Here is a 21,542-nt window from a genome sequence, read left to right on the forward strand (position 1 = left end):
AGCATGCGTAGCCGATGTGATGGAACGAAACTTCAGCTGACGAAGACTGCGGTGGGTTTGGCGACCGGTCCGTGCGGTTCGTAGAGGGCGAGGAAGGTGCCGGTCGGGTCGAACATCGCGGTCTGGCCGGGCTGGAGTTTGAGGCCGGACAGTGGCCGTCCGGTGCGGATGGCGGCGGCCTGGCCGGCGTCGGCGTCGTACCGCGGGAAGGTGCCGGCGGCAACATCCGCGATCGGCAGCCAGGCGAAGTCCTGCGCCAGCGACTCCAGCGTGTGCGCCGCCGCCAGGCCGAACGAGCCGACCCGGGTACGACGCAACGCGGTCAGGTGACCGCCGACGCCGAGCTCGGCGCCGAGATCGCGAGCCAGGGCACGAATGTAGGTGCCGCTGGAACAGTCGACCGAGACGTCGACATCGATCCCGTCCGGCCCCGGGCGTACGTCGAGAATGTCGTACCGCGAGACCGTCACCGCGCGAGCCTTCAGCGCGACCTCCTCGCCGGCCCGGACGCGTTCGTACGCGCGCCGCCCGTCGACCTTGATCGCCGAGACCTTCGACGGCACCTGCGAGATCTCACCGCGGAAACCGGCCACCGCGGACTCGATCGCCTCGGCCGTGACCCCGTCGACCGGGGCCGTGGTCAGCAAGGCGCCCTCGGCGTCGTCGGTGGTCGTGGTCGCGCCGAGCCGGATCGTCGCGTCGTACGACTTGTCGGCCAGCTGAAGATGCCCGAGCAGCCGGGTCGCCCGGTTGAGGCCGATGACCAGCACACCCGTCGCCATCGGGTCGAGCGTGCCGGCGTGCCCGACCTTGCGGGTGCCGGCGAGCCGGCGGACCCGGGCGACGACGGTGTGCGAGGTCAGCCCCGCCGGCTTGTCCACGACGACGATCCCGTCGGACGACGAGGTGAAGTCACTGGACGGGGTGCCGTTCGGGGACATGGTGTCGATGCCGGTCAACGCAGCACTCAGTCCTGGTCCTCGTCGTCGTCCTTGTGCTTGTACGGATCCGCGTCGCCGGCCGGCTTGGCACCCGCGGCGGCCTTGGCCACCTCGGCGTCGGCCTCGCGGGCCTTCGCCAGCAGGTCCTCGATCTGGCCGGCGGTCTCCGGAACGGCGTCCAGGAAGAACGTGACACTCGGCGAGTGCCGCAGGCCCAGCGCCTTGCCGACCTCGCTGCGGATCAGGCCACGCGCCGACTCCAGGGCGGCCGCGGTCGACGCCCGCGCCTGCTCGTCGCCGTACACGGTGTAGAAGACGCTGGCCTCGCGCAGGTCACCGGTCAGCCGGGCGTCCGTCACGGTGACGAAACCCAGCCGGGGGTCCTTGACCCGGCGCTCGAGCAGTTCGGCGACGAGCACCTGGATCCGGTCGGCCAGCTGCTTCGCCCTTGCTTCACCCATCAGGGCTCACTCCCTCATTCATGAGAACGTCCGGAGAGACATAGACCGTCTCTCCGGACGTTACTCCCAGGCGATCCGGGCGGATCACCCTTGCTGTGTCAGTTGCGCGGCTTCTCGCGGAGCTCGAACGACTCGACGATGTCACCGATCTTGATGTCGTTGAAGTTGTTGACGGTCAGACCACACTCGAAGCCCTCGCGGACCTCGGACGCGTCGTCCTTGAACCTCTTCAGCGACGACAACTCGGTGTTGTCGACGACCACCGCGCCGTCCCGGATCAACCGGACCTTGGCGTTGCGGCGGATCAGCCCACTGGTAACCCAGCAACCGGCGATGTTGCCCACCTTCGAGGAGCGGAAGATCTCGCGGATCTCCGCCTGGCCGAGGGTGACCTCCTCGTAGATCGGCTTGAGCATGCCCTTCAGGGCCGCCTCGATGTCGTCGATCGCCGCGTAGATGACCGAGTAGTACCGGACATCGACGCCCTCGCGCTCGGCCAGGTCACCGGCCTTGCCCGCCGGCCGCACGTTGAAGCCGATGATGACGGCGTTCGACGCGATGGCCAGGTTGACGTCGTTCTCGTTGATCGCACCGACACCGCGGTCGATGACGCGGAGGTTGACCTCGTCGCCGACCTCGATCCGGACCAGGGCGTCTTCCAGTGCCTCGACCGAACCGGACACGTCGCCCTTGAGGATGAGCAGCAGTTCCTGCGTCTCGCCCTTCTCCATCGAGGCCATGAAGTCCTCGAGGGTCCGGCGCGCACGACGCTTGGCGTTGGCGGCCGCCCGGGCGCGAGCTTCGCGCTTCTCGGCGATCTGCCGTGCCCTCCGGTCGTCGTCGACGACCAGGAACTTGTCACCCGCACCTGGTACGGCGGTCAGACCGAGCACCAGCACCGGACGCGACGGCGTCGCCTCCTCGACCGGGTCGCCGTGCTCGTCGAGCATGGCCCGGACCCGGCCGTACGCCGGTCCCGCCACCATCGAGTCGCCGACCCGCAGAGTGCCGCGCTGCACCAGCACGGTCGCCACCGGACCACGGCCCTTGTCGAGGTTCGCCTCGATCGCGATGCCCTGGGCCGGCATGTTCGGGTTGGCCCGCAGGTCGAGTGCCGCGTCCGCGGTCAGTACGACGCCTTCGAGCAGCCCGTCGATGTTGATCCGGGACTTCGCCGAGACGTCGACGAACATCGTGTCGCCGCCGTACTCCTCGGGCACCAGGCCGTACTCGGTCAGCTGACCGCGCACCTTGGCCGGGTCCGCACTCGGTACGTCGATCTTGTTCACCGCGACCACGATCGGGACGTTCGCCGCCCGGGCGTGGTTCAGTGCCTCGATCGTCTGCGGCATCACGCCGTCGTCGGCCGCGACCACCAGGATGACGATGTCGGTGGCCTGCGCACCACGGGCACGCATGGCGGTGAACGCCTCGTGACCCGGGGTGTCGACGAAGGTGATGGCCCGCTGCTCGCCGTCCACCTCGGTGGTCACCTGGTACGCGCCGATGTGCTGGGTGATGCCACCGGCTTCCTTGGCAACGACGTTCGCCATCCGGATCGCGTCCAGCAGCTTGGTCTTACCGTGATCGACGTGACCCATCACGGTCACCACCGGCGGCCGCTTGACCAGGTCTGCCTCGCCGCCCTCGTCCGAACCGAAGTCGATGTCGAACGACTGCAGCAGCTCGCGGTCCTCGTCCTCCGGGGACACGACCTGGACGTCGTAGTTCAGCTCGGTGCCGAGCAGTTCCAGGACTTCCTCGTTGACCGACTGGGTCGCGGTCACCATCTCACCGAGGTGGAACAGCACCTGCACCAGCGACGCCGGGTCGACGCCGACCTTCTCGGCGAAGTCCGTCAGCGACGCGCCACGGGCGAGGCGCACGACCTCGCCGTCACCGTGCCGGACGCGAACGCCGCCGACTGCCGGCGCCTGCATGTTGTCGAACTCCTGGCGCTTCGCCCGCTTCGACTTGCGGCCACGGCGCGCCGGACCGCCCGGACGCCCGAAGGCACCCTGCGTCCCGCCACGACCACGGTTGCCCGCACCCGGACGGCCACCGCCGCCACCGGGCGGGCCGCTCGGGCCGCCGCCTCCGCCGGGACGGAAGCCACCGCCGCCGCCACCGCCGCCACCGCGCGGACCGGCACCCGGTCCACCGGAACCGCCACCGGGACGGCCACGGCCACCAGCGCCGCCGCCACCGCCACCGCCACCACCGCCCGGACCGGACGGACGACCGGTGAACGTGCCGGCCGAGGACTTCGGCATCATCGCCGGGTTGGGCCGCGGCGCACCGGGCACACTCGGACGCGGCCGGTCGTTGCTGCGACCACGGTCGTCACCACGGGACTGCGGCGGACGCGGCGCCATCCCGGCCGGGCTCGCACCCTGACCGGAACGCTCACCCTGACCACCCTGGCCGGGGCGTGCGCCACCGCGCTGCATGCCCTGGGTCGAGCTGAACGGGTTGTTGCCCGGACGCGGCGCACCCGGACGGGGCCCACCGCCCTGGCCACCCGGACGCGGCGCACCGGGGCGCGGGGCGCCGGGACGGGGCGCGTTGCCCTGGCCGCCCGGACGCGGCGCACCCGGACGCGGACCGGATCCCGGTCCACCCGGACGCGGACCCGGCCGGGTCGACTGCTCGGCGGCCGGACGCTGCTGGGCCGGAGCGGCCGGCTGAGCGGCCGCCGGGCTGGGCGCCGACGCGGCCGGCGCGGCCTTGGCGGCCGGTGCCTCGAACGACGGTGCCGCCGGGGTCTCGGCCTTGGCCGCCGGAGCGACCTCGGCGGGCGCGGTCTCCTGCCGCGGCGCGGGCTTCGGGCCCGGACGCGGCCCAGGCTTCACGCCTGGGGTCGGAACCGACTTCACCGGAGCCGGAGCGGACTCCACCTTCTCGGCCACCTCCGCCTTGGGGGTTTCTGCGACCGGCGCCGGAGTCGCCTCAGCGGCCGGCGCGGGGCGCTCGGCCGGGGACTTCGGTGCGGCCTGCTTCGCCGGCGCGGCAGGCGCGACCGGTGCGGTCGCCTGCGGCGCCGCAGACGTGCTTGCGGCGGCCTTCTTGGCCGCGCGCTTCTTCGGCGGGTTCTTCTCGAAATCTTCCGCCAACCGTCGAACGACGGGTGCCTCGATCGTCGAGGACGCCGATCGGACGAACTCTCCCATGTCGTTCAGCCTGGTCAGAACGACCTTGCTGGTAACTCCGAGCTCTTTCGCGAGCTCGTAGACCCGGACCTTTGCCACTGCTCTCCCTCTGGTCCGAGCCTGGGGCGCGGACCGTTAGTTGACGTACATGCTCATCGCATTGCACTCATCGTTCGACACTCATCGAGTGGTCATGAGTCGATGACCCGCCTTCATGTCGTCGCGACGGTCGTCGCGGGCGGCCGGGTGGCCGCACTTGTTTCGGTACTGCTTTCGGTACTGCGCTGCGCAACATGTTCCCGTACGAGCGCCAGGTCAAGCGGACCGGGGACCTTGAAGGCCCGTGGGAACGCCTTACGCCGCTCGGCGAGGTCGAGGCACGCGGCCACCGGGTGCAGATGCGCCCCGCGGCCAGGCGCCCGACGATCGGGATCCGGGAGGACACGTCCTCCGGACACCGTCATCCGCAGCAGGTCAGCCGGACTGGACCGCTTCCGGCACCCGATACAGGTGCGCTCCCGGGGCTTGCCAGGGCGCGCGTCTGCAGTCACTTTGGTACGTGATCCTCAGGGTGTGGTTGCGACTCAGTCGACCGACCGAGAGATCAGTCTACCTTCTCGTCCTCACGAGTCACATCCGTATCCGGCCGGATGTCGATCCGCCACCCGGTCAGCCGGGCGGCCAGGCGGGCGTTCTGCCCTTCCTTGCCGATCGCGAGCGAGAGCTGGTAGTCGGGCACGACGACCCGCGCCGCGCGTGCCGCGGCGTCCACGACCTCAACAGATGTAACCTGCGCCGGGGACAGCGCATTCCCGACGAAAGTGGCCGGATCGTCGCTGTGGTCGATGATGTCGATCTTCTCACCGTGCAGCTCGTGCATGATGTTGCGCACCCGCTGGCCCATCGGCCCGATGCAGGCGCCCTTCCCGTTCACCGACGGGTTCAGCGTCCGGACGGCGATCTTGGTCCGGTGACCGGCCTCACGCGCGATCGCGGTGATCTCGACCGTACCGTCCGCGATCTCGGGGACCTCGAGGGCGAACAGCTTCTTGACCAGGTTCGGGTGGGTGCGGCTGACCGTGATCTGCGGGCCCTTGAAGCCCTTCCGGACGCCCACGACGTACACCCGCAGCCGGGAGCCGTGCTCGTACTTCTCCCCCGGCACCTGCTCCGGCGCCGGCAGCACCGCCTCGATCTTGCCGAGGTCGACCATCACCGAGCGCGGGTCGCGGCCCTGCTGGACGACGCCGGAGACGATGTCGCCCTCCTTGCCGGAGAACTCGCCGTACCGGACCTCGTCCTCGGCGTCGCGCAACCGCTGCAGGATGATCTGCTTGGCGGTGGTGGCCGCGATCCGGCCGAAGTCGGCCGGGGTGTCGTCGTACTCGCGGGCCACGGTGCCGTCCTCGGCGAGCTCGCGGGCGAACACGGTGACGTGCCCGGTCTTGCGGTCCAGCTCGGCGCGAGCGTGCTGCTGGGCGCCCTCGGTGCGGTGGTAGGCCACCAGCAGGGCTTGCTCGATCGCCTCGACGACGACGTCCAGGGAGATGTCCTTCTCCCGCTCCAGGGACCGCAGTACGGCCATGTCGATGTCCATGTCAGTTCTCCTCCACCGTGCCGTCAGCGGCAGGTTCGTCGTTGCCGGCAGCCCGGTTGAACTCGATCTGGACCTTGGCCTTGGCCACGTCGGCGTACGCGACGGTCTGCATGGTGCCGTCCACGTCCAGCTCGGCCGCCTGCTCGGAGGCGGACTTGATCCGGCCGGTCAGCTTGCCGCCCGCGGTCAGCGTGACCGCGACCAGCCGGCTGATGTTGCGCCGCCAGTGCCGGGGCAGAGTGAGCGGCCGGTCGACGCCGGGGCTGGAGACCTCCAGCGTGTAGGCGCCGTCGCCCATCATGTCGTCGGCGTCGAGTGCCTTGGAGATCGCCCGGGTCACGTCGGCGACGTCGTCCAGGCTGATGCCGCCGTCGCGGTCGACGAGCACGCGCAGCAACCGGCGGCGGCCGGCCGGAGTGATCTCCGCGGCCTCCAGGTCGCAGCCGAACTGCTCGGCGATCGGCCGCAGGAAGTTCTCGAGGCTCGTGGTGTCCGTGTGGTCAGTCCTTCGGCTCACAGGTTGACCTGCCTCTCTCTCCAGTTGTGCACCCGTTCCACCCCCGGCGGTCCGGCCGAGGGCAGTAGCCCACCATATCCGGCCGGTCGCAGTGCTCGGGTCACCGGCTCGTCCCAGACCGGTCACCGGCGCGTCACCAGGTATCGTTCCGCCGTGCCGATCGAACCCCGCCGCGTGTCCCGCCGCAGCCTCCTGGTGAGTGCGGCCCTGGTGCCCGGAGCCGTCACGCTGGCCGGCTGCAAGGACGATCCGGCCGGGAGTACGCCGGGCGCCGTCAACCCCTCGTCGTCCGATGGGCGCGCCCAGGAGACGCCGACCGTCGACCCCGCGGTCGTCGCGGCTCTCAGCGCGGCGGCGACCCAGGTGACTCAATTATCCCTCGCGTTCGCGGGGACGAGCCGGAAGTTCCCGGCGCTGCGATCCCAGCTCGCGGCCGGCGCGAAGTACCACGCCAGTCACCTGGCCAAGCTCAAGGAAACCGCAGGGGTCACAGCCACCGCTGGCAAGGCACCTGCCGTCGCGGGGACGTCGGCGGCCGCGCTCACCGCCTTGGCCAGGCAGGAGAAGGTCGCGGCGATCGCCCACGCCGCCGCGGCAGCGAAGGTGTCCGGCGCCCCGGCCCGCCTGCTGGCGATGATCGCCGCCGCCGAGACCCAGCTGGCGACAACCCTGACCCCGAAGAAAAAGGCGAACGCCTCGTGACCGTGTTGAATGCCGCGCCTCCGGCGCGGGGGTCATGGGGCTTTGACTCCCGGCCTTCCCTCGTCACTCCGGTCGCTGCGCTCCCTACGCTCCTCAGTCCAGGCCGGGAGGCCCCATGACTCAGCTCGAAGCTCTGCAGGCCGCGCTCGCCGGCGAACACGCCGCCATGTACGGCGTGGGCGTGGCCGGCGGGAAGCTGAGTGGCGCCCGCTTCAAGGCCGCGACGGACTCCTATGAGCAGCACCGCGACCACCGCGACCACCTGAGCGCCCTGGTCGTCGCCGCCGGTGAGACCCCGGTCGCGGCGGAACCGGCGTACGACCTGCCTCAGGCGGTCACGAACGCGGCCACCGCCGCCGCCCTCGTCCTGCTGATCGAGCGACGAGTGGCAGCCGTGTACGGCGACCTGGTCGAGGCGGCCGAGCAGCCGGCCGTCCGGGCCTTCGCCATCGAGAGCCTGCTCGCCGCCGCGAGCGCCCAGGTCGCCTGGGGCGGCGCTCCGGTGGCCTTCCCCGGCGCAGTGTGAGATGGCCAGGTCCTGTCCGTGTGGGCTCGACGCCACCTATGACGACTGCTGTGGCCGTCTGCACCAAGGCCGTACGTCGGCCAACACCGCCGAGCAACTGATGCGCTCGCGCTACTCGGCCTTCGTCGTCGGCGATGTGCCGTACCTGCTGCGCAGCTGGCATTCCTCGACGCGCCCGCCCGATCTCCAGCTGGATCCGGACCTCGTCTGGACCGGCCTCGAGATCCTGAACACCACCGACGGAAGCCCGTTCCACACCGAAGGAACTGTCGAGTTCCGCGCACACTACACACTCGACGGCCGCCCAGCCCACCAGCACGAAAACAGCCACTTCACCCGCGAGAACGGCACCTGGGTGTACGTCGAGGCTCTCCCCGGCGGCGCCACGGGCCGATGAGGCCGGTGTCGGAGGTGTCTAGGCGCCGAGGACGTGCTGGATGCCTGCTACCGCGGCGCCGCGAGCCCAGTCGGTGAAGGTGAGCGGGGTGGTGAGGACGTCGAGCGTGCAGCGCTGGGTCTCCAATGGCCCCGGGCGGAGCCGATCATCGATCGCCTCCTGCAGAGCGGGCGAGTCGGTAAAGGCGGCGAGGTCCTCGCCGCCCAGCACGATGCAGGTCGTCTGGAGCGCCCCCGCGAAGGAGGCCACGACATGCCCGAGCGCCCGGGCGGCGTCGTCGAGCCGACGGGTGGCGGCCTGGTCGCCGCCGGCGCGGGCCCGGACCAGATCGCCGATGGTCACCGGGTGCCCGGCGGCCGCCGACGCCTGGCGCTCGAGATCCTCCCGGTTGAGATAGGCCGCCACACACCCCCGGTGGCCGAGGCTGCAGCTGGGTCCACTGCTGTCGACGGGCGAGTGCGCCAGCAGATGACCGTTGTCGATCAGTTCCTCGACGGCGACGCCGTTCCGGACGACGCCCACACCGAGACCCGCGCCGACGGTGACGATGCCGAAGGTCGAGTGCGTGCGGCCGGCACCGAACCACAGTTGCTCGCGAGCCAGCGCGGTGACGTCGTTGGTGACAATGACCGGCAGCTCGGTCCGGTCCCGCAGCGGCCCACCGAGGTCCACATCGCGCCAACCCAGGAACGTCCCCTCCCGGACGACCGAACCGTCCACGATCACCCCGCCGACGGACACCCCGATGCCGTCCACGGTCGGCACCTTGGGAGCGAGCCTGCTCGCCAGCTGGGCAACGAGCTTCACCGTGGCGGCGATCGGCACCACACCGCCCTCCTCGCGCCGGGGCAGGGCCGCCCGGGTGGTCGCCTTGACCTCGCCGAACAGGTCGCAGACGACCCCATAGGCGGTGTCGCCGGTGAGCTTGACGCCGACGACGTGCCGGGCACTGGGCACCGCGGTCAGGATCTGGCGGGGCCGGCCGATCGCGGCCGCCGGCTCGAGGTCCTCGGTGGCCATGCCGCCGACGATGAGGGCGCGGGCCAGTCGGGACATCGAAGCGTAGGAGAGATTCAGCCGATCGCCGAGGTCGCCACGGGTCGCCGGCCCGTGCACCAGCAACTGGCGGGTGACGGCGAGCTCTCCCGCGGTCAGACCCCGCTCACCGGCCGGTCGTTCCGACGTGCCAGTCACCATCCGTCCAGTTTACAAATCGACACCACGTGACCCTTGTCACATCGGCCATCCTGGCTTATTTTCAATCTGACTGTAAATAGCCCCGGACCCCGGCTCGCAGTAACCCCGGGCGAAGGAGAGCTGATGGTCACCACGACTTCGATCCGGCCGGCGAAGACCGGCCGCGCCAGGAACGGTCCGCGCGACGACACCCGTCTGGCGCTGCTGTTCATCCTTCCCGCACTGATCGGCTTCGGCGTCTTCCTGGTCTGGCCGACCCTGCGCGGGATCTACCTCAGCTTCACGAAGTTCAACCTGCTGACGCCGCCGAAGTTCAACGGTCTGGACAACTACGTCCGGATGATCCACGACCCGGTGTTCTGGAACGCGTTGAAGGTGACGCTCTACTACGTGATCCTGAACATCGGCTTCCAGACGGTGATCGCCCTGGTGATCGCCGTGATGATGCAGCGGCTGACGCAGCGCACCTGGCTGCGCGGCATCGTGCTCACGCCGTTCCTCGTCTCGAACGTGGTGGCCGCGATGGTCTTCCTCTGGATCCTCGACTACCAGCTCGGCATCGCGAACAACATCATCGCCGCGATGGGCCTCGACCGGATCCCGTTCCTGTCCGACAGCACCTGGGTCATCCCGACGATCGCCTTCATCAATGTCTGGCGACATGTCGGCTACACCGCGCTGCTGATCTTCGCCGGTCTGCAGATGATCCCCGAGACCGTCTACGAGGCGGGCCGCATCGACGGCGCGAGCGAAGTCCGGATGTTCCGCAGCATCACGGTGCCGCTGCTGCGCCCGATCCTCTCGCTGGTTCTGATCATCACGGTGGTCGGCTCGTTCCAGGTCTTCGACACGGTAGCGATCGCGACGCAGGGTGGACCGGTCAATTCCTCCCGGGTGCTGCAGTTCTACATCTACGACGTCGCGTTCGGCCGCTTCCAGTTCGGCTACGCGTCGGCAATGTCGGTGGCGCTGCTCGCCGTCCTCGTGATCGTGACATTCGTCCAGTACCGGCTCACCCGCGCCGAGTCCTCCGACCTGGCCTGAGGAGCGACCATGACCACCGACACCACCCCGAAGGTCGCCGCCGCGCCGCCCACAGTTGTCAGGGAACCCGCGGCAACCCCGAGCGAGCCACACCGGTTCAGCCCCGGTCGCGCACTCGCCTGGACGTTCATGATCCTGGTGATCCTCGTCAGCCTGTTCCCGTTCTACTGGATGCTGCGTACGGCGCTGTCCAGCAACAACGCCCTCTATGCGGGTTCCGGCAGCCTGCTGCCGGTGCAGACCTCGACCGGCGGCTTCGAGCGGGTCTTCGGCCTGCAGACCGGGCAGGAGGCCATCGATGCCGGTGGCGCCGGGCAGGCGATCAACTTCTGGCGCTACCTGTTCAACTCCGTCGTCGTCGCCACGCTCATCACTGCCGGGCAGGTGTTCTTCTCCGCGATGGCGGCGTACGCGTTCGCGCGGCTGCAATGGAAGCACCGTGAGAGGTTCTTCGCGTTCTTCCTGGGCGGCCTGATGATCCCGGCGATCTTCACGCTGCTGCCGAACTTCGTGCTGCTCAAGCAACTCGGTCTGGTGGACACCCTGATCGGGATCGCCCTGCCGACCATGTTCATGACGCCGTTCGCGGTGTTCTTCCTGCGCCAGTTCTTCCTCGGGATCTCCCGCGAGGTGGAGGAGGCCGCGCTGATGGACGGCGCTACCAAGGTCAGGGTGTTCTTCCGGCTCATCCTGCCGATGTCGGCGGCCCCGATCACGACGCTGGCGATCCTGACCTACATGGCGGCGTGGAACGAGTACTTCTGGGCGCTGATGGTCAGCTACACCGACAGGTCGCGCGTCCTCACCGTCGCACTCGGCGTCTTCAAGTCCCAGACGCCGCAGACCGGCCCCGACTGGTCCGGCCTGATGGCCGCCACGCTCGTCGCCGCCCTGCCGATGCTCGTGCTCTTCATGCTCTTCGCGAAGCGCATCGTCAACTCCATCGGCTTCAGCGGGATCAAGTGAGGAGCCCGGCATGATCACCTTCCGGCACCGGATCCGCACCGCCGCGGTCGCTCTGCTCACCGCCGCGGCCCTGACCGGCTGCGCCAGTACAACCGGTAGCAGCGCGAACGGCACCATCGAGTACTGGCTGTGGGACTCGGCCCAGCAGCCGGGCTACCAGAAGTGCGCCGACGCGTTCGCCAAGGCCAATCCCGGCCTGAAGATCCACATCTCGCAGTACGGCTGGGACGCCTACTGGTCCAAGCTCACCGCCGGCTTCATCGCCGACACCGCACCCGACGTCTTCACCGACCACCTGTCGAAGTTCGCCCAGTACGTCGATCTGAAGGTCCTCCGCCCCCTCGACGACCTCGGGCCGACCAGTGGGATCAAGGACGGCGACTACCAGCAGGGCCTGGCGGAACTGTGGAAGGGCCAGGACGGCAAGCGGTACGGCGCACCGAAGGACTGGGACACGATCGCGATCTTCTACGACGGCGCCGCACTCAAGGCCGCCGGCGTGGATCCCGCCGAGTTGGAGAACCTCACCTGGAACCCCCAGGACGGCGGCACGTTCGAGAAGCTCGTCGCGCATCTCAGCATCGACGAGAAGGGCGTCCGGGGCGACGAGCCGGGCTTCGACAAGTCGCACGTCAAGACGCACGGCCTGGCCTCCGAAGGCTCCGGCGGCGGTGGCTGGGGCCAGACGCAGTGGTCGGCGTTCGCCGGCAGCGCCGGCTGGCAGGCGACCGACAAGAACCCGTGGGGCACCAAGTTCAACCTGGACCAGCCGGCCCTGCAGGACACGCTGAGCTGGTACTTCGGCATGGTGCAGAAGGGCTACATGCCCAGCTACGAGGAGATCGGCGGCGCGAACGCGATCGGCACCGACAAGCAGATCCAGTCCGGTACGGCGGCCATGGGCCTCAGCGGGTCGTGGATGATCTCCAGCTTCACCAAGCTCACCGACTCCGCCGGCAAGAAGCTGGACATCGGGCTGGCGCCGACCCCGATCGGGCCGAGCGGCAAGCGGGCGTCGATGTTCAACGGCCTGGCCGACTCGGTCACCACGCTGTCGAAGCAGCCTGAGAACTCCGCGAAGTGGGTCGCGTTCCTGTCCGGCGCGGAGTGCCAGAACATCATCGGCCAGTCCGGCGTCGTCTTCCCGGCCCGGCCGGCCGGCACCCAACTGGCGATCGCCTACAACAAGTCCGAGCGCAAACTCGACGTCACCCCGTTCACCCGGCAGGTCGCCGACAAGACGACGTTCCTGTTCCCGGTGACGACGAACGCCGCCGACATCGCGGCGCTGATGGCACCACGCTTCGACGCCGTCTACATCGGCAGCTCACCGGTCAGCTCGTTGACGAAGCTCAATACGCAACTCGACGAGCTGTTCAAGGTCGCCCAGTAGCGCAAGGCCGGGTGGACCGCGTGGTCCACCCGGCCGACCGATCGACCCGTCCGACGTCCGGCCACGTCACGGATCGTGAGGGGTCGTGACGGGTGAGGATCGTCCGGTCCGGGTGAGGTTTCCGGTACGGACGGGCAGTGAGGCTGGTGGCATGGACACTGACCTCGGTCTGGGACTGACCAGCCTGTTCATCGTCGCGTTGGTGGCGGCCATCACGCCTGTGATCGTCGGGCTACTCGGCTGGATGCGGATTCCGCAGGTGGTGATCCTGATTCTCGGCGGCGTGGTGGTCGGTCCGCACGTGCTCGATCTGGCCGACCCGGGCAGCATCGTCCTGCTCTCGAACGTCGGTCTGGGGTTCCTGTTCCTGATGGCGGGCTATGAGCTCGACCTGGCGATCTTCCGGCAGCGAGCCGGCAAGCTCGCTCTCGTCGGGTGGGGGGTCACCATGGTGCTGGCCATCGGGGTGGTCGCGGCGCTCGCGGCGGCAGGGCTCGTGCGGGCGTTCGTGCCGGTCGCGCTCGGCCTGACGACGACGGCGCTGGGAACGCTGTTACCGATCCTGCGCGACAACAACATGCTGCGTGGGTCGTTCAGCTCCTACGTCCTGGCCGCCGGGGCGGTCGGGGAGTTCCTGCCGGTCGTGGCCATCGCGATCTTCCTCGGATCGCACGGCCGGTTCATCGGGCTGATCTCACTGGTCGCGGTGGGCCTCCTCGGGCTCGTGCTGAGTCTGGCGCCCAGATTGGGGCGGGGCGGCCGGATCGCGCGGATTCTGAGGGAGGGAGAGGACGCGACGTCGCAGACCACGCTGCGGTGGACGGTCGCGATGTTGTTGCTCCTGCTCGTGATTGCCAGCGACTTCGGGCTCGATTCCGTCCTGGGGGCCTTCGTGGCGGGAGTCGTCCTGCATCGGTGGGCACCCGGGAACGTCGAAGGGCTGGACCACAAGCTCGATGCCGTCGGCTACGGCTTCTTCATTCCCATCTTCTTCGTGTCCTCAGGGATGGGTCTCGACCTGGAGTCGATCATCCACGCACCTGGGCGGCTGGTCCTGTTCTTCCTCCTGCTGCTCATCGTGCGCGGACTGCCGACGCTGGCAGTGTACCGAACCGCATTGCCCTGGCAGCGACGGCTCGAGCTCGTCTTCGTGGTGTCGACCGCGTTGCCGCTGCTCGTCGCGCTGAGTGAGATCGGGCTCGAGACCGGCGAGATGCTGCCCGAGAACGCGGCCGCGTTGGTGGGCGCGGGCGTCTTGTCGGTGCTGGTCTACCCGGCGATCGCCGTCGCCATCGACCGCCGGCTCGCCCGCACCCACGGCGAGACCGGAGAACCCGTGCCGTAGCCTGTCCGCCGGTCAGGTCGCCGCCGCGTCCGCCGCCCGGTGTGGGGCCGGAATGCCCGCCGCGGTGTACCGGTGGGTGGACTTCGCGCGGTCCAGCGCGGCATCCAGGGTGATGGCCGCGTCGATCAGGGCCAGGTGCGTGAAAGCCTGCGGGAAGTTGCCGAGCTGCTGACCGGTCAGGCCGATCTCTTCGGAGAACAGGCCCACGTGGTTGGCGTAGGTGAGCATCTTCTCGAAGATCAGCCGGGCCTCGTCGAGGCGGCCGGCCCGGGCCAGGGCGTCGACATAGTTGAAAGTACAGAGCGAGAACGTGCCCTCGTCACCGGCCAGCCCGTCCGGTGAGGCGGCCGGGTCGTAGCGGTAGACCAGGCTGTCGACCACCAGCTCGGCATCCATCGCGTCCAGCGTCGACAGCCACATCGGATCGGTGGGCCCGATGGCGCCGACTGTTGCCATGCGCAACATGGACGAGTCGAGCACGGTGTCGCCGTAGTGCTGCACGAACGCCCCGAGCTTCTCGTTCCAGCCGCGGTGCATCAGCTGGTTGTGGATCGCGTCCCGGGTCGTCACCCACAGGCCCACCGAGCCGGGCAGGCCCCGTTCGGCGGCCAGCCGGATCGCGCGGTCGAAGGCGACCCAGCTCATCACGCGGCCGTAGGTGAAGTCCTTCTGCCCGCCGCGGGTCTCCCAGATCCCCTCCCCCGGCAGGTCCCAGTTCTCGGTCAGCCAGTCGACGATGCCCCGCAGGGCCGCCCACGTCTGGAGATCGAGGTCGATCCCGTGCTGATCGGCGAAGTAGATGCTGTCCAGCGCCTCGCCGTAGATATCCATCTGCCGCTGGTCGGAGGCACCGTTGCCGATCCGTACCGGCCGGGAGCCGCGGTAGCCCTCCAGGTGCTCGAGCGACTCCTCGGTCAGATCGGACGACCCGTCCACGCGGTACATGATGTTCAGCGGGCCGCCTCCCCCACCGGCCTTCTCCTGCACGCGGTCACGCAACCAGCGGCAGAAGTCCGCGGCCTCTTCGGTGAAGCCGAGGCCGAGCAGCGCGTAGACGGAGAACGACGCGTCCCGCACCCAGGTGTAGCGGTAGTCCCAGTTGCGCTCGCCGCCGATCTGCTCGGGCAACCCGGCCGTCGGAGCGGCCACCAGTGCGCCGCTCGGCGCGTACGTCATCAGCTTGAGCGTGATCGCCGAGCGCTGCAGCATCTCCCGCCACCGGCCGGTGTACGTCGACTGCGACAACCAGTCGCGCCAGAACGCGGTCGCGTCGTCGAACATGGCAGTGAACTCCGCGACCCCGATCTCGCGCGGTGGTCCGTCGGCCGCCGACTCCAGCACCAGCCCCCGGGTCTGCCCGGCCGACATCTCGTAGTCGATGTGCAGGTCGCCGCCGTCCACCCGGACTTGCGCGAGCCGCTCGTCACCCGGCTCACGGACCACGTGCAGCGTCAGGCTCAGATCCTCGGTCGCGAAGATCGCCCCCGGCTCGACCACCTGCAGCTCGTGCTCCTTGCGGCCGTAGTCGAAGCGGGGCGCGATGTCCACCTCGAACGCGATCCGCCCCCGCACGCACCGCATGATCCGCACGATCCGATGGTTCGCGGTGGGCTGCTTGCCGGCCGGCGGCATGAAGTCGACGACCTCGCCGACGCCCTCCTCGGTCATGAACCGGGTGATCAGGATGGCGGTGTCCGGGAAGTACAGCTGCCGGCTGGTGACGTCGGGGCCGGTCGCCCGCGTCCGGAAATAGCCGCCGCGTTCCTGGTCGAGCAGCGCCGCGAAGACGCTCGGCGAATCGAACCGTGGACAGCAGAACCAGTCGATAGAGCCGTCCGTTGCCACCAGGGCAGCGGTCTGAAGGTCGCCGATCAACCCGTGGTCGGCGATGCGTGGGTAGTCGGTCATGAGGAGTCGTCTCCCGTTCGGTTGCGGTAAAGATCGACGCCACCCGGCGCGACCTGCTGCATCGTGAAGGCGCGTTCGCGCCGGGTCTCGCGGCTGAAGGCGATCGCCCAGCTGAGCACCGCCCCGAACCGGTTGCGGAATCCGGTCAGGAAGGCGAGGTGGATGCCAAGCCAGGCCAGCCAACCGATCCGCCCACTCAGGTGGACCCGGCTGACCGAGACGACCGCCTGACCGCGCGCGATGTACGCCGCGGAGCCCAGATCGCGGTACTTGAACGGCTTCGGCGGATCGGTGTGCCCGTCCACCTCGTTCCTGATCCGCTTCGCGGCGTAGTACCCGGTCTGCATCGCCACCTCGCCGACGCCGGGAAGATCGTCGAGGCTCATCACGTCACCGACCACCGAGATCTCCGGGTGGCCGGGCAGGGTGAGATCCGGCTGGACCTTGAGCCGCCCGGCCCGGTCCTGTTCCGCCCCGGCAGCCTTGGCGAGCATGTCGGCGACTGGTGGCGCAGCGACCCCCGCGGCCCATAGCACGGTCCCGACCGCGTACGGCGTACTCGCGCCGTCGGGTCCGCGGACCACGAGCCCACGGGCGCTGACGTCGGTGACGATCGATCCCAGGTGGAGCTCGACGCCGAGCTTGGTCAGCGCGGCGGCGGCCTTGGCGGACAGCTTCGGGCCGAACGGCGCGAGCGGGGCGTCGCCGCCGTCGAACAGCATCACCTTGGCCTCGGTGGGATCGATGTGGTGGAACTGCTTGCTCAGCGTCGACGTGGCCAGCTCACGGATCTGCCCGGCCAGCTCGACACCCGTCGGGCCGGCGCCGACCAGCGCGAACGAGAGCCACCGCCGGCGCTCCTCGGGGTCGGTGGCGGATTGGGCCATCTCGAACGCACCGAAGATCCGGCGCCGGATCAGCAACGCGTCGGCCAGCGTCTTCATACCGGGTGCGAACGCGGCGAACTCGTCATGCCCGAAGTACGACTGCCGTACGCCGGCGGCCAGGATCAGGTCGTCGTACGGGAACTCGATCTCGCCGCCGGTCGGCCGCAGCGCGTGGACGATGCGGGCCTCGACGTCGAAGCCCGTCGCCTCGGCGAGCACGCACTCGACGTTCGAGTACCTGCGCAGGATCGCCCGCAGCGGCATCGCGATCTCGCCCTCGGACAGTACGCCGGTGGCGCACTGGTACAGCAGGGGCTGGAACAGGTGGTGGGCGGCGCGGTCCACGACGGTGACCTGCACCGGTCGGCGCCGGAACGCGCGCGCCGCGAACAGGCCGGCGAAGCCCCCGCCCACGATCACCACCCGGCGACGGCCCCCGGCGCCACTGCTGGTTCGCTCGCTCATCGACCGGCCCCCGGATCATCCGGCCGGGTCATGCCAGCTCGCCCCGGGCGGCAGCAGGGCGTCGGCCTCCTTCGGCCCCCAGCTGTTCTTGGCGTACGGAACGACGGGGACAACGTCACCGAGCACGGGCTCGACCACTCGCCAGGCGGCCTCGACCGTGTCCTGCGCGGCGAAGAGCGACTGCTGGCCCAGGAGCGCCGCCCCGATCAGCCGGTCGTACGGTCGCTGGTCGGATCCCGCCACCTCGGCGAAGGTCAGGTGCTCGGGCTGCGCGGTCCAGCCGGCGCCGGGCTTCTTGCCGCACAGGATGAGCCCGACCTCGCTCTCCGGCCAGATCCGGAACCGTAACTCGTTCGCGGCGCTGGAGTCCCCGAGCCCGAAGATGTCCTGCGGTGGGCGGTGGAAGCGGATCCTCACCTCGGTCGCGGTGACCGGCAGGCATTTCCCGGCCCGGATCGCGATCGGTACGCCGGCCCAGCGCCAGGTGTCGAGAGCGAGCCGGATCGCGACGTACGTCTCGGTCCGCGACGTGGGATCGACGCCGTTGACCTCCAGGTAACCGTCGTACTGCCCGCGCACCGTGTCGTCGGCGGTGAGCGGTCGCAGTGACTTGATCACAGCGGACTTCTGCGCCCGCCAGGTCGCGTCGTGGAACTGGCCCGGCGGATCGGCCGTCACACAGGCGAGCACCTGCAGCATGTGGTTCTGGAGAACATCGCGGATCGCCCCCGTGCGGTCGTAGAAACTGCCGCGGTCGGACACGTCGAAGTTCTCCGCCATGGTGATCTGGATGCTCGCGACGTGGTCGCGGTTGAGCATCGGTTCGACCACCGAGTTGGCGAAACGCGCGAACAGCACGTTCTCCAGCGGGTCCAGGCCGAGCCAGTGGTCCACCCGGTAGATGGCGTCCTCGGGGAAGACCTTGTTCATGGTCGCGTTGAGCTCCTGGGCGCTGGCGAGGTCGGTGCCGAACGGCTTCTCGACCATCACCCGGGCCCCGTCGGCCTTGCCCGCACCCGCGATGCCCTCGGCGATCCGGCCGAACAGCGGCGGCGGCACCTCGAGGTAGAACAGGGCTCGTTTCCCGGCGCCGATCTCGTCGGCCATCGCGGAGTACGTCGCGGCGTCGTCGAGGTCGCCGTCGATGTAGCGCAGGAGGCCGAGCATGCCGGCTGCCGCCGGCTTGTCGGGGTCGATCCCGTTCGCCCGCAACGACGCCGTCGCGTACGCGCGGAACTGGTCGAGTCCCCAGCCGCTCTTGGCCACCCCGATGATCGGTACGTCGAGCACACCCCGCTCGACCAGCCCGACCAGGGCGGGGAAGGTCTCCAGCTTCGCGAGGTCACCGGTCGCACCGAAGATGACCAGGGCGTCCATATCGGCGGTCGGCATAGCGGTTCTCCTCACCAGTCCGGGTCGGCTGGGCTCTCAGCCGAGCCGGTCGAGGATGTGGTCGCCGACCCGCAGCGCGTTGGCGATCGCGGTCAGCGAAGGGTTCACCGCACCGATGCTCGGGAAGAAGCTGGTATCGACGACGTAGAGGTTGTCGACGTCGTGCGCCTTGCAGTTCACGTCGAGGGCCGAGCTCTGTGGGTCGTCGCCGAACCGCACCGTGCCCGCCTGGTGCGCGGTGGCGCCGATGGGCATCCCCTTGTGCAGGTAGATGCTGTGGTCGAGCAGCCGGTGCTCGTGCATCCCGAGCTCGCCGAGCATGCCCTCCAACTTGTGCTTGAGCCGGTTGACGCCCTCGATGTTGTTCTTCTCGTCGAGAGCGAGCTGGATCGACCCGTCCTCGCGGACGGTGACCCGGTTGTCCGGCATCGGCAGGTCCTCACCACACAACCAGAAGTCGACCGCGTGGTGGGCGATCGTCTCGAAGGGCATGTTCGGTGAGACCTTGCCGGCCCAGCGCGGCGCGCCGCTGCGGACCTGCTCGGCGTCGGACTTGCCCAGCATCTGGATCCCGCCGAGCGGGTAGTCCCAGTCGTCGGCACCGAGGTACCAGTCGTTCATCGCTAGGGTCTTCTGGAACAGGGTGGGGTTCGGCTCCTTCGACACCGCCATCAACGCGAGATTGTTGTGTCGCAGGTAGTGGCGGCCGACGACGTCCGAGCTGTTCGCGAGCCCCCGCGGATGGCGGTCGTTCGCCGACTTCAGCAGCAGTACGGCGGAATTGACCGCCCCGCAGGCGACGACCACGAGGTCCGCGCTGAACTGGACGGTCGACCCGTCGACCTCCGTCACGACCTGCGAGACGGTTCGTCCGGTCGGGTCCGTCTCCAGCCGCACCACGTGGGCGTTCGTCACCATCGAGACGTTCTCGTGCTTCAGCGCCGGATCGACGCAGATAACTTGCGCGTCCGACTTCGCCTGCAGCACGCACGGGAACCCGTCCACCTTGTCGCACCGGATGCAGGCGCTGTCCCGGGTCGCCCGGCCCTGCTCGTCCTGGATGAGATCGACGCCGATCGGCAGATGGAACGGATGCAGCCCCTGCTTCTCCAGGTCGTCACTCAACTGCTGGATGCGCGGCTCGTGCTCGACCGGCGCGAACCGGTACGGCGCACTGGCCGCACCTTCGGTGGGATCCTCACCGTGGCGGCCGTGGACCCGATAGAGATGCTCGGCCTCGGTGTAGTACGGCTCGAGGTCCTCGTACCGCAGCGGCCAGGCCGGCGAGACCCCGCCGTGGTGCCGCAGTTCGCCGAAGTCCTGCGGCCGCAGCCGGAACAGGGCGGCGCCGTAGAACTTGGTGTTGCCGCCCACGTAGTAGTTGGTCTCCGGCGGGAACTCGTGGCCGTGCTCGTCGTACCAGAACTCCGGTGCGCGGTACCGGCCTTGGACGAACACCGCCGTGGAGTCCCAGTTCTCGCGTTCTCGCGGCAGGTAGTCGCCGCGTTCGAGGAGCAGGATCCGCTTACCGGACGGCGCCAGCCGATGGGCCAGTGTGCCGCCTCCCGCTCCGGTGCCGATGATGATCACGTCGTAGTGCTGACCGTCAGCCATGTCTCCAGCCTTCGACGAGTACGGGCCGGATGCCTCATCCCGGTTGGATGACGTGACCTAGGTGCTCAAGCGGTGACGGAACACGAAGTACGACCAGGCCTGGTAGAGCAGCACCAGCGGGAGGAACACCGCCGCGACAACGGTCATCACCGTCAGCGCATAGTTCCCCGAAGCCGCGTTCTGCACGGTGAGGCTGTTCGCGGGGTCGGTGCTGGACACCAGAACCTGGGGGTAGAGGGCGGCGAACAGTCCCGCCACGGAACAGACTGTCGCCGCCGCCGACAGCATGAACGCGAAGGCGTCGCGTTCCTGGTGCACTGCCAGGACGGAGACGACCATGGCTGCCGGGGCGACCACCAGGACGACGACCGGTCCCCAGCCGTGGTCGGCGACGATCAGGGTCCAGACCGCGAAGACCGTGACCACCACGAGTCCTACCCAGCCGATCCATCGAGCAGTGCGGTGTGCGCGCTCGCGCAGCTCACCAGTGGTCCTGATACCGAGGAACGTCGCCCCGTTCATGAGACAGAGCACCACCATCGTCAGCCCTGTCCACAGCCCGAACGGCGTGAAGAGATCCCAGAACGTGCCCGTGAACTCACCGTCGGCGTTGACCGGCAGACCCGCCACCAGATCGCCGAGCGCGATCCCGAGCACGAGCGGCGCCAGCAGGCTGCCGGTGGTCAGCGTCCCGCTCCACAGCCGGCGCCAACCGGGCTGGTCGACCTTGCCGCGGAACTCGAAGGAGACGCCGCGGATGATCAGTGCCACCAGCAGCAGCAGGACCGCGAGGTAGCTCGCCGAGAACCAGGTGGCGTACCAGTCGGGGAAGGCGGCGAAGATCGCCGCACCGCCGACGACCAACCACACCTCGTTGCCGTCCCAGAACGGACCGATGGTGTTGATGGCCACCCGGCGTTCCAGACTGGTCCGGCCGACCACGCGGTGCAGCATCCCGACCCCGAAATCGAAGCCCTCCAGGACGAAGAAGCCCGTCCACAGGATCGCGATGAGCACGAACCACAGCTCGGGTAGTCCCAC

19 protein-coding genes are annotated in these 21,542 nt (G+C 69.2%); 7 read left to right on the forward strand and 12 right to left on the reverse strand.

All coding sequences use genetic code 11. The features are described from left to right. Positions 1-32 precede the first annotated feature (32 nt). The 6 genes from truB to rimP form a co-directional block, all read right to left on the reverse strand. On the reverse strand, positions 33-941 hold the full coding sequence (gene truB, locus OG876_RS38885; RefSeq protein WP_328527010.1) for a tRNA pseudouridine(55) synthase TruB: 909 nt from the start codon (positions 939-941) through the stop codon (positions 33-35). A 26-nt stretch (positions 942-967) separates the two neighbouring features. Further along, on the reverse strand, positions 968-1,402 hold the full coding sequence (rbfA, locus tag OG876_RS38890) for a 30S ribosome-binding factor RbfA (RefSeq protein WP_328521726.1): 435 nt from the start codon (positions 1,400-1,402) through the stop codon (positions 968-970). A 98-nt stretch (positions 1,403-1,500) separates the two neighbouring features. Then, entirely contained in the window at positions 1,501-4,650 is a 3,150-nt protein-coding gene (infB, locus tag OG876_RS38895; RefSeq protein WP_328521727.1) for a translation initiation factor IF-2, read from the reverse strand. 113 nt (positions 4,651-4,763) lie between these two features. After that, a complete protein-coding gene (locus OG876_RS38900) occupies positions 4,764-5,102 on the reverse strand; it encodes a YlxR family protein (RefSeq protein ID WP_442914057.1) in 339 nt (112 codons plus the stop codon). A 53-nt stretch (positions 5,103-5,155) separates the two neighbouring features. Further along, the gene (gene nusA, locus OG876_RS38905) at positions 5,156-6,148 is read right to left on the reverse strand and encodes a transcription termination factor NusA (protein ID WP_328521728.1); all 993 of its coding nucleotides are present in this window, start codon (positions 6,146-6,148) and stop codon (positions 5,156-5,158) included. Between the two features lies 1 nt (position 6,149). Next, positions 6,150-6,665 (reverse strand): ribosome maturation factor RimP, encoded by a 516-nt coding sequence (rimP, locus tag OG876_RS38910; RefSeq protein ID WP_328521729.1) that lies wholly within the window; start codon positions 6,663-6,665, stop codon positions 6,150-6,152. Between the two features lie 153 nt (positions 6,666-6,818). Between rimP and OG876_RS38915 the strand changes: the two genes are divergently transcribed. The 3 genes from OG876_RS38915 (at position 6,819) to OG876_RS38925 (ending at position 8,290) form a co-directional block, all read left to right on the forward strand. Further along, positions 6,819-7,367 (forward strand): cell division protein FtsK, encoded by a 549-nt coding sequence (locus tag OG876_RS38915; RefSeq protein WP_328521730.1) that lies wholly within the window; start codon positions 6,819-6,821, stop codon positions 7,365-7,367. Between the two features lie 115 nt (positions 7,368-7,482). Then, positions 7,483-7,893: a ferritin-like domain-containing protein gene (locus tag OG876_RS38920; protein ID WP_328521731.1), complete on the forward strand. Its 411-nt coding sequence runs from the start codon at positions 7,483-7,485 to the stop codon at positions 7,891-7,893. Between the two features lies 1 nt (position 7,894). Then, positions 7,895-8,290, forward strand: coding sequence for a YchJ family protein (locus tag OG876_RS38925; protein WP_328521732.1), 396 nt, complete (start codon positions 7,895-7,897; stop codon positions 8,288-8,290). A gap of 18 nt (positions 8,291-8,308) precedes the next feature. On the opposite strand, the gene OG876_RS38930 is transcribed toward OG876_RS38925, so the two are convergent. Beyond that, positions 8,309-9,487, reverse strand: coding sequence for an ROK family transcriptional regulator (locus OG876_RS38930; protein ID WP_328521733.1), 1,179 nt, complete (start codon positions 9,485-9,487; stop codon positions 8,309-8,311). Positions 9,488-9,610: 123 nt separating this feature from the next. Between OG876_RS38930 and OG876_RS38935 the strand changes: the two genes are divergently transcribed. The 4 genes from OG876_RS38935 to OG876_RS38950 all read left to right on the forward strand — a co-directional run bounded on the left by OG876_RS38935 (position 9,611) and on the right by OG876_RS38950 (position 14,235). After that, positions 9,611-10,531, forward strand: coding sequence for a carbohydrate ABC transporter permease (locus OG876_RS38935; RefSeq protein WP_328521734.1), 921 nt, complete (start codon positions 9,611-9,613; stop codon positions 10,529-10,531). A gap of 9 nt (positions 10,532-10,540) precedes the next feature. Continuing rightward, on the forward strand, positions 10,541-11,497 hold the full coding sequence (locus tag OG876_RS38940) for a carbohydrate ABC transporter permease (protein WP_328521735.1): 957 nt from the start codon (positions 10,541-10,543) through the stop codon (positions 11,495-11,497). A gap of 10 nt (positions 11,498-11,507) precedes the next feature. Next, positions 11,508-12,890 (forward strand): ABC transporter substrate-binding protein, encoded by a 1,383-nt coding sequence (locus OG876_RS38945; RefSeq protein WP_328521736.1) that lies wholly within the window; start codon positions 11,508-11,510, stop codon positions 12,888-12,890. Between the two features lie 151 nt (positions 12,891-13,041). Further along, positions 13,042-14,235 carry a cation:proton antiporter gene (locus tag OG876_RS38950; RefSeq protein WP_328521737.1) on the forward strand — a complete coding sequence of 398 codons (1,194 nt, stop codon included), beginning with the start codon at positions 13,042-13,044 and terminating at the stop codon, positions 14,233-14,235. 12 nt (positions 14,236-14,247) lie between these two features. On the opposite strand, the gene OG876_RS38955 is transcribed toward OG876_RS38950, so the two are convergent. Genes OG876_RS38955 through cydB form a run of 5 tightly spaced genes read right to left on the reverse strand, consistent with a single transcriptional unit; the run spans position 14,248 to position 21,542 of the window. After that, on the reverse strand, positions 14,248-16,143 hold the full coding sequence (locus OG876_RS38955; RefSeq protein ID WP_328521738.1) for a glycoside hydrolase family 15 protein: 1,896 nt from the start codon (positions 16,141-16,143) through the stop codon (positions 14,248-14,250). Then, positions 16,140-17,495, reverse strand: a complete 1,356-nt coding sequence (locus OG876_RS38960) for an NAD(P)/FAD-dependent oxidoreductase (protein WP_328521739.1) — start codon at positions 17,493-17,495, stop codon at positions 16,140-16,142. Before OG876_RS38960 ends, OG876_RS38955 begins: the two co-directional genes overlap by 4 nt. 15 nt (positions 17,496-17,510) lie before the next feature. After that, positions 17,511-18,887, reverse strand: coding sequence for a glucose-6-phosphate dehydrogenase (zwf, locus tag OG876_RS38965; protein ID WP_328521740.1), 1,377 nt, complete (start codon positions 18,885-18,887; stop codon positions 17,511-17,513). Between the two features lie 36 nt (positions 18,888-18,923). Continuing rightward, positions 18,924-20,501: a GMC family oxidoreductase gene (locus OG876_RS38970; protein ID WP_328521741.1), complete on the reverse strand. Its 1,578-nt coding sequence runs from the start codon at positions 20,499-20,501 to the stop codon at positions 18,924-18,926. 57 nt (positions 20,502-20,558) lie between these two features. Next, on the reverse strand, positions 20,559-21,542 hold the full coding sequence (gene cydB, locus OG876_RS38975) for a cytochrome d ubiquinol oxidase subunit II (RefSeq protein WP_328521742.1): 984 nt from the start codon (positions 21,540-21,542) through the stop codon (positions 20,559-20,561).

The sequence above is a fragment of the Kribbella sp. NBC_00359 genome (assembly GCF_036097425.1).
Taxonomy (GTDB): Bacteria; Actinomycetota; Actinomycetes; order Propionibacteriales; family Kribbellaceae; genus Kribbella.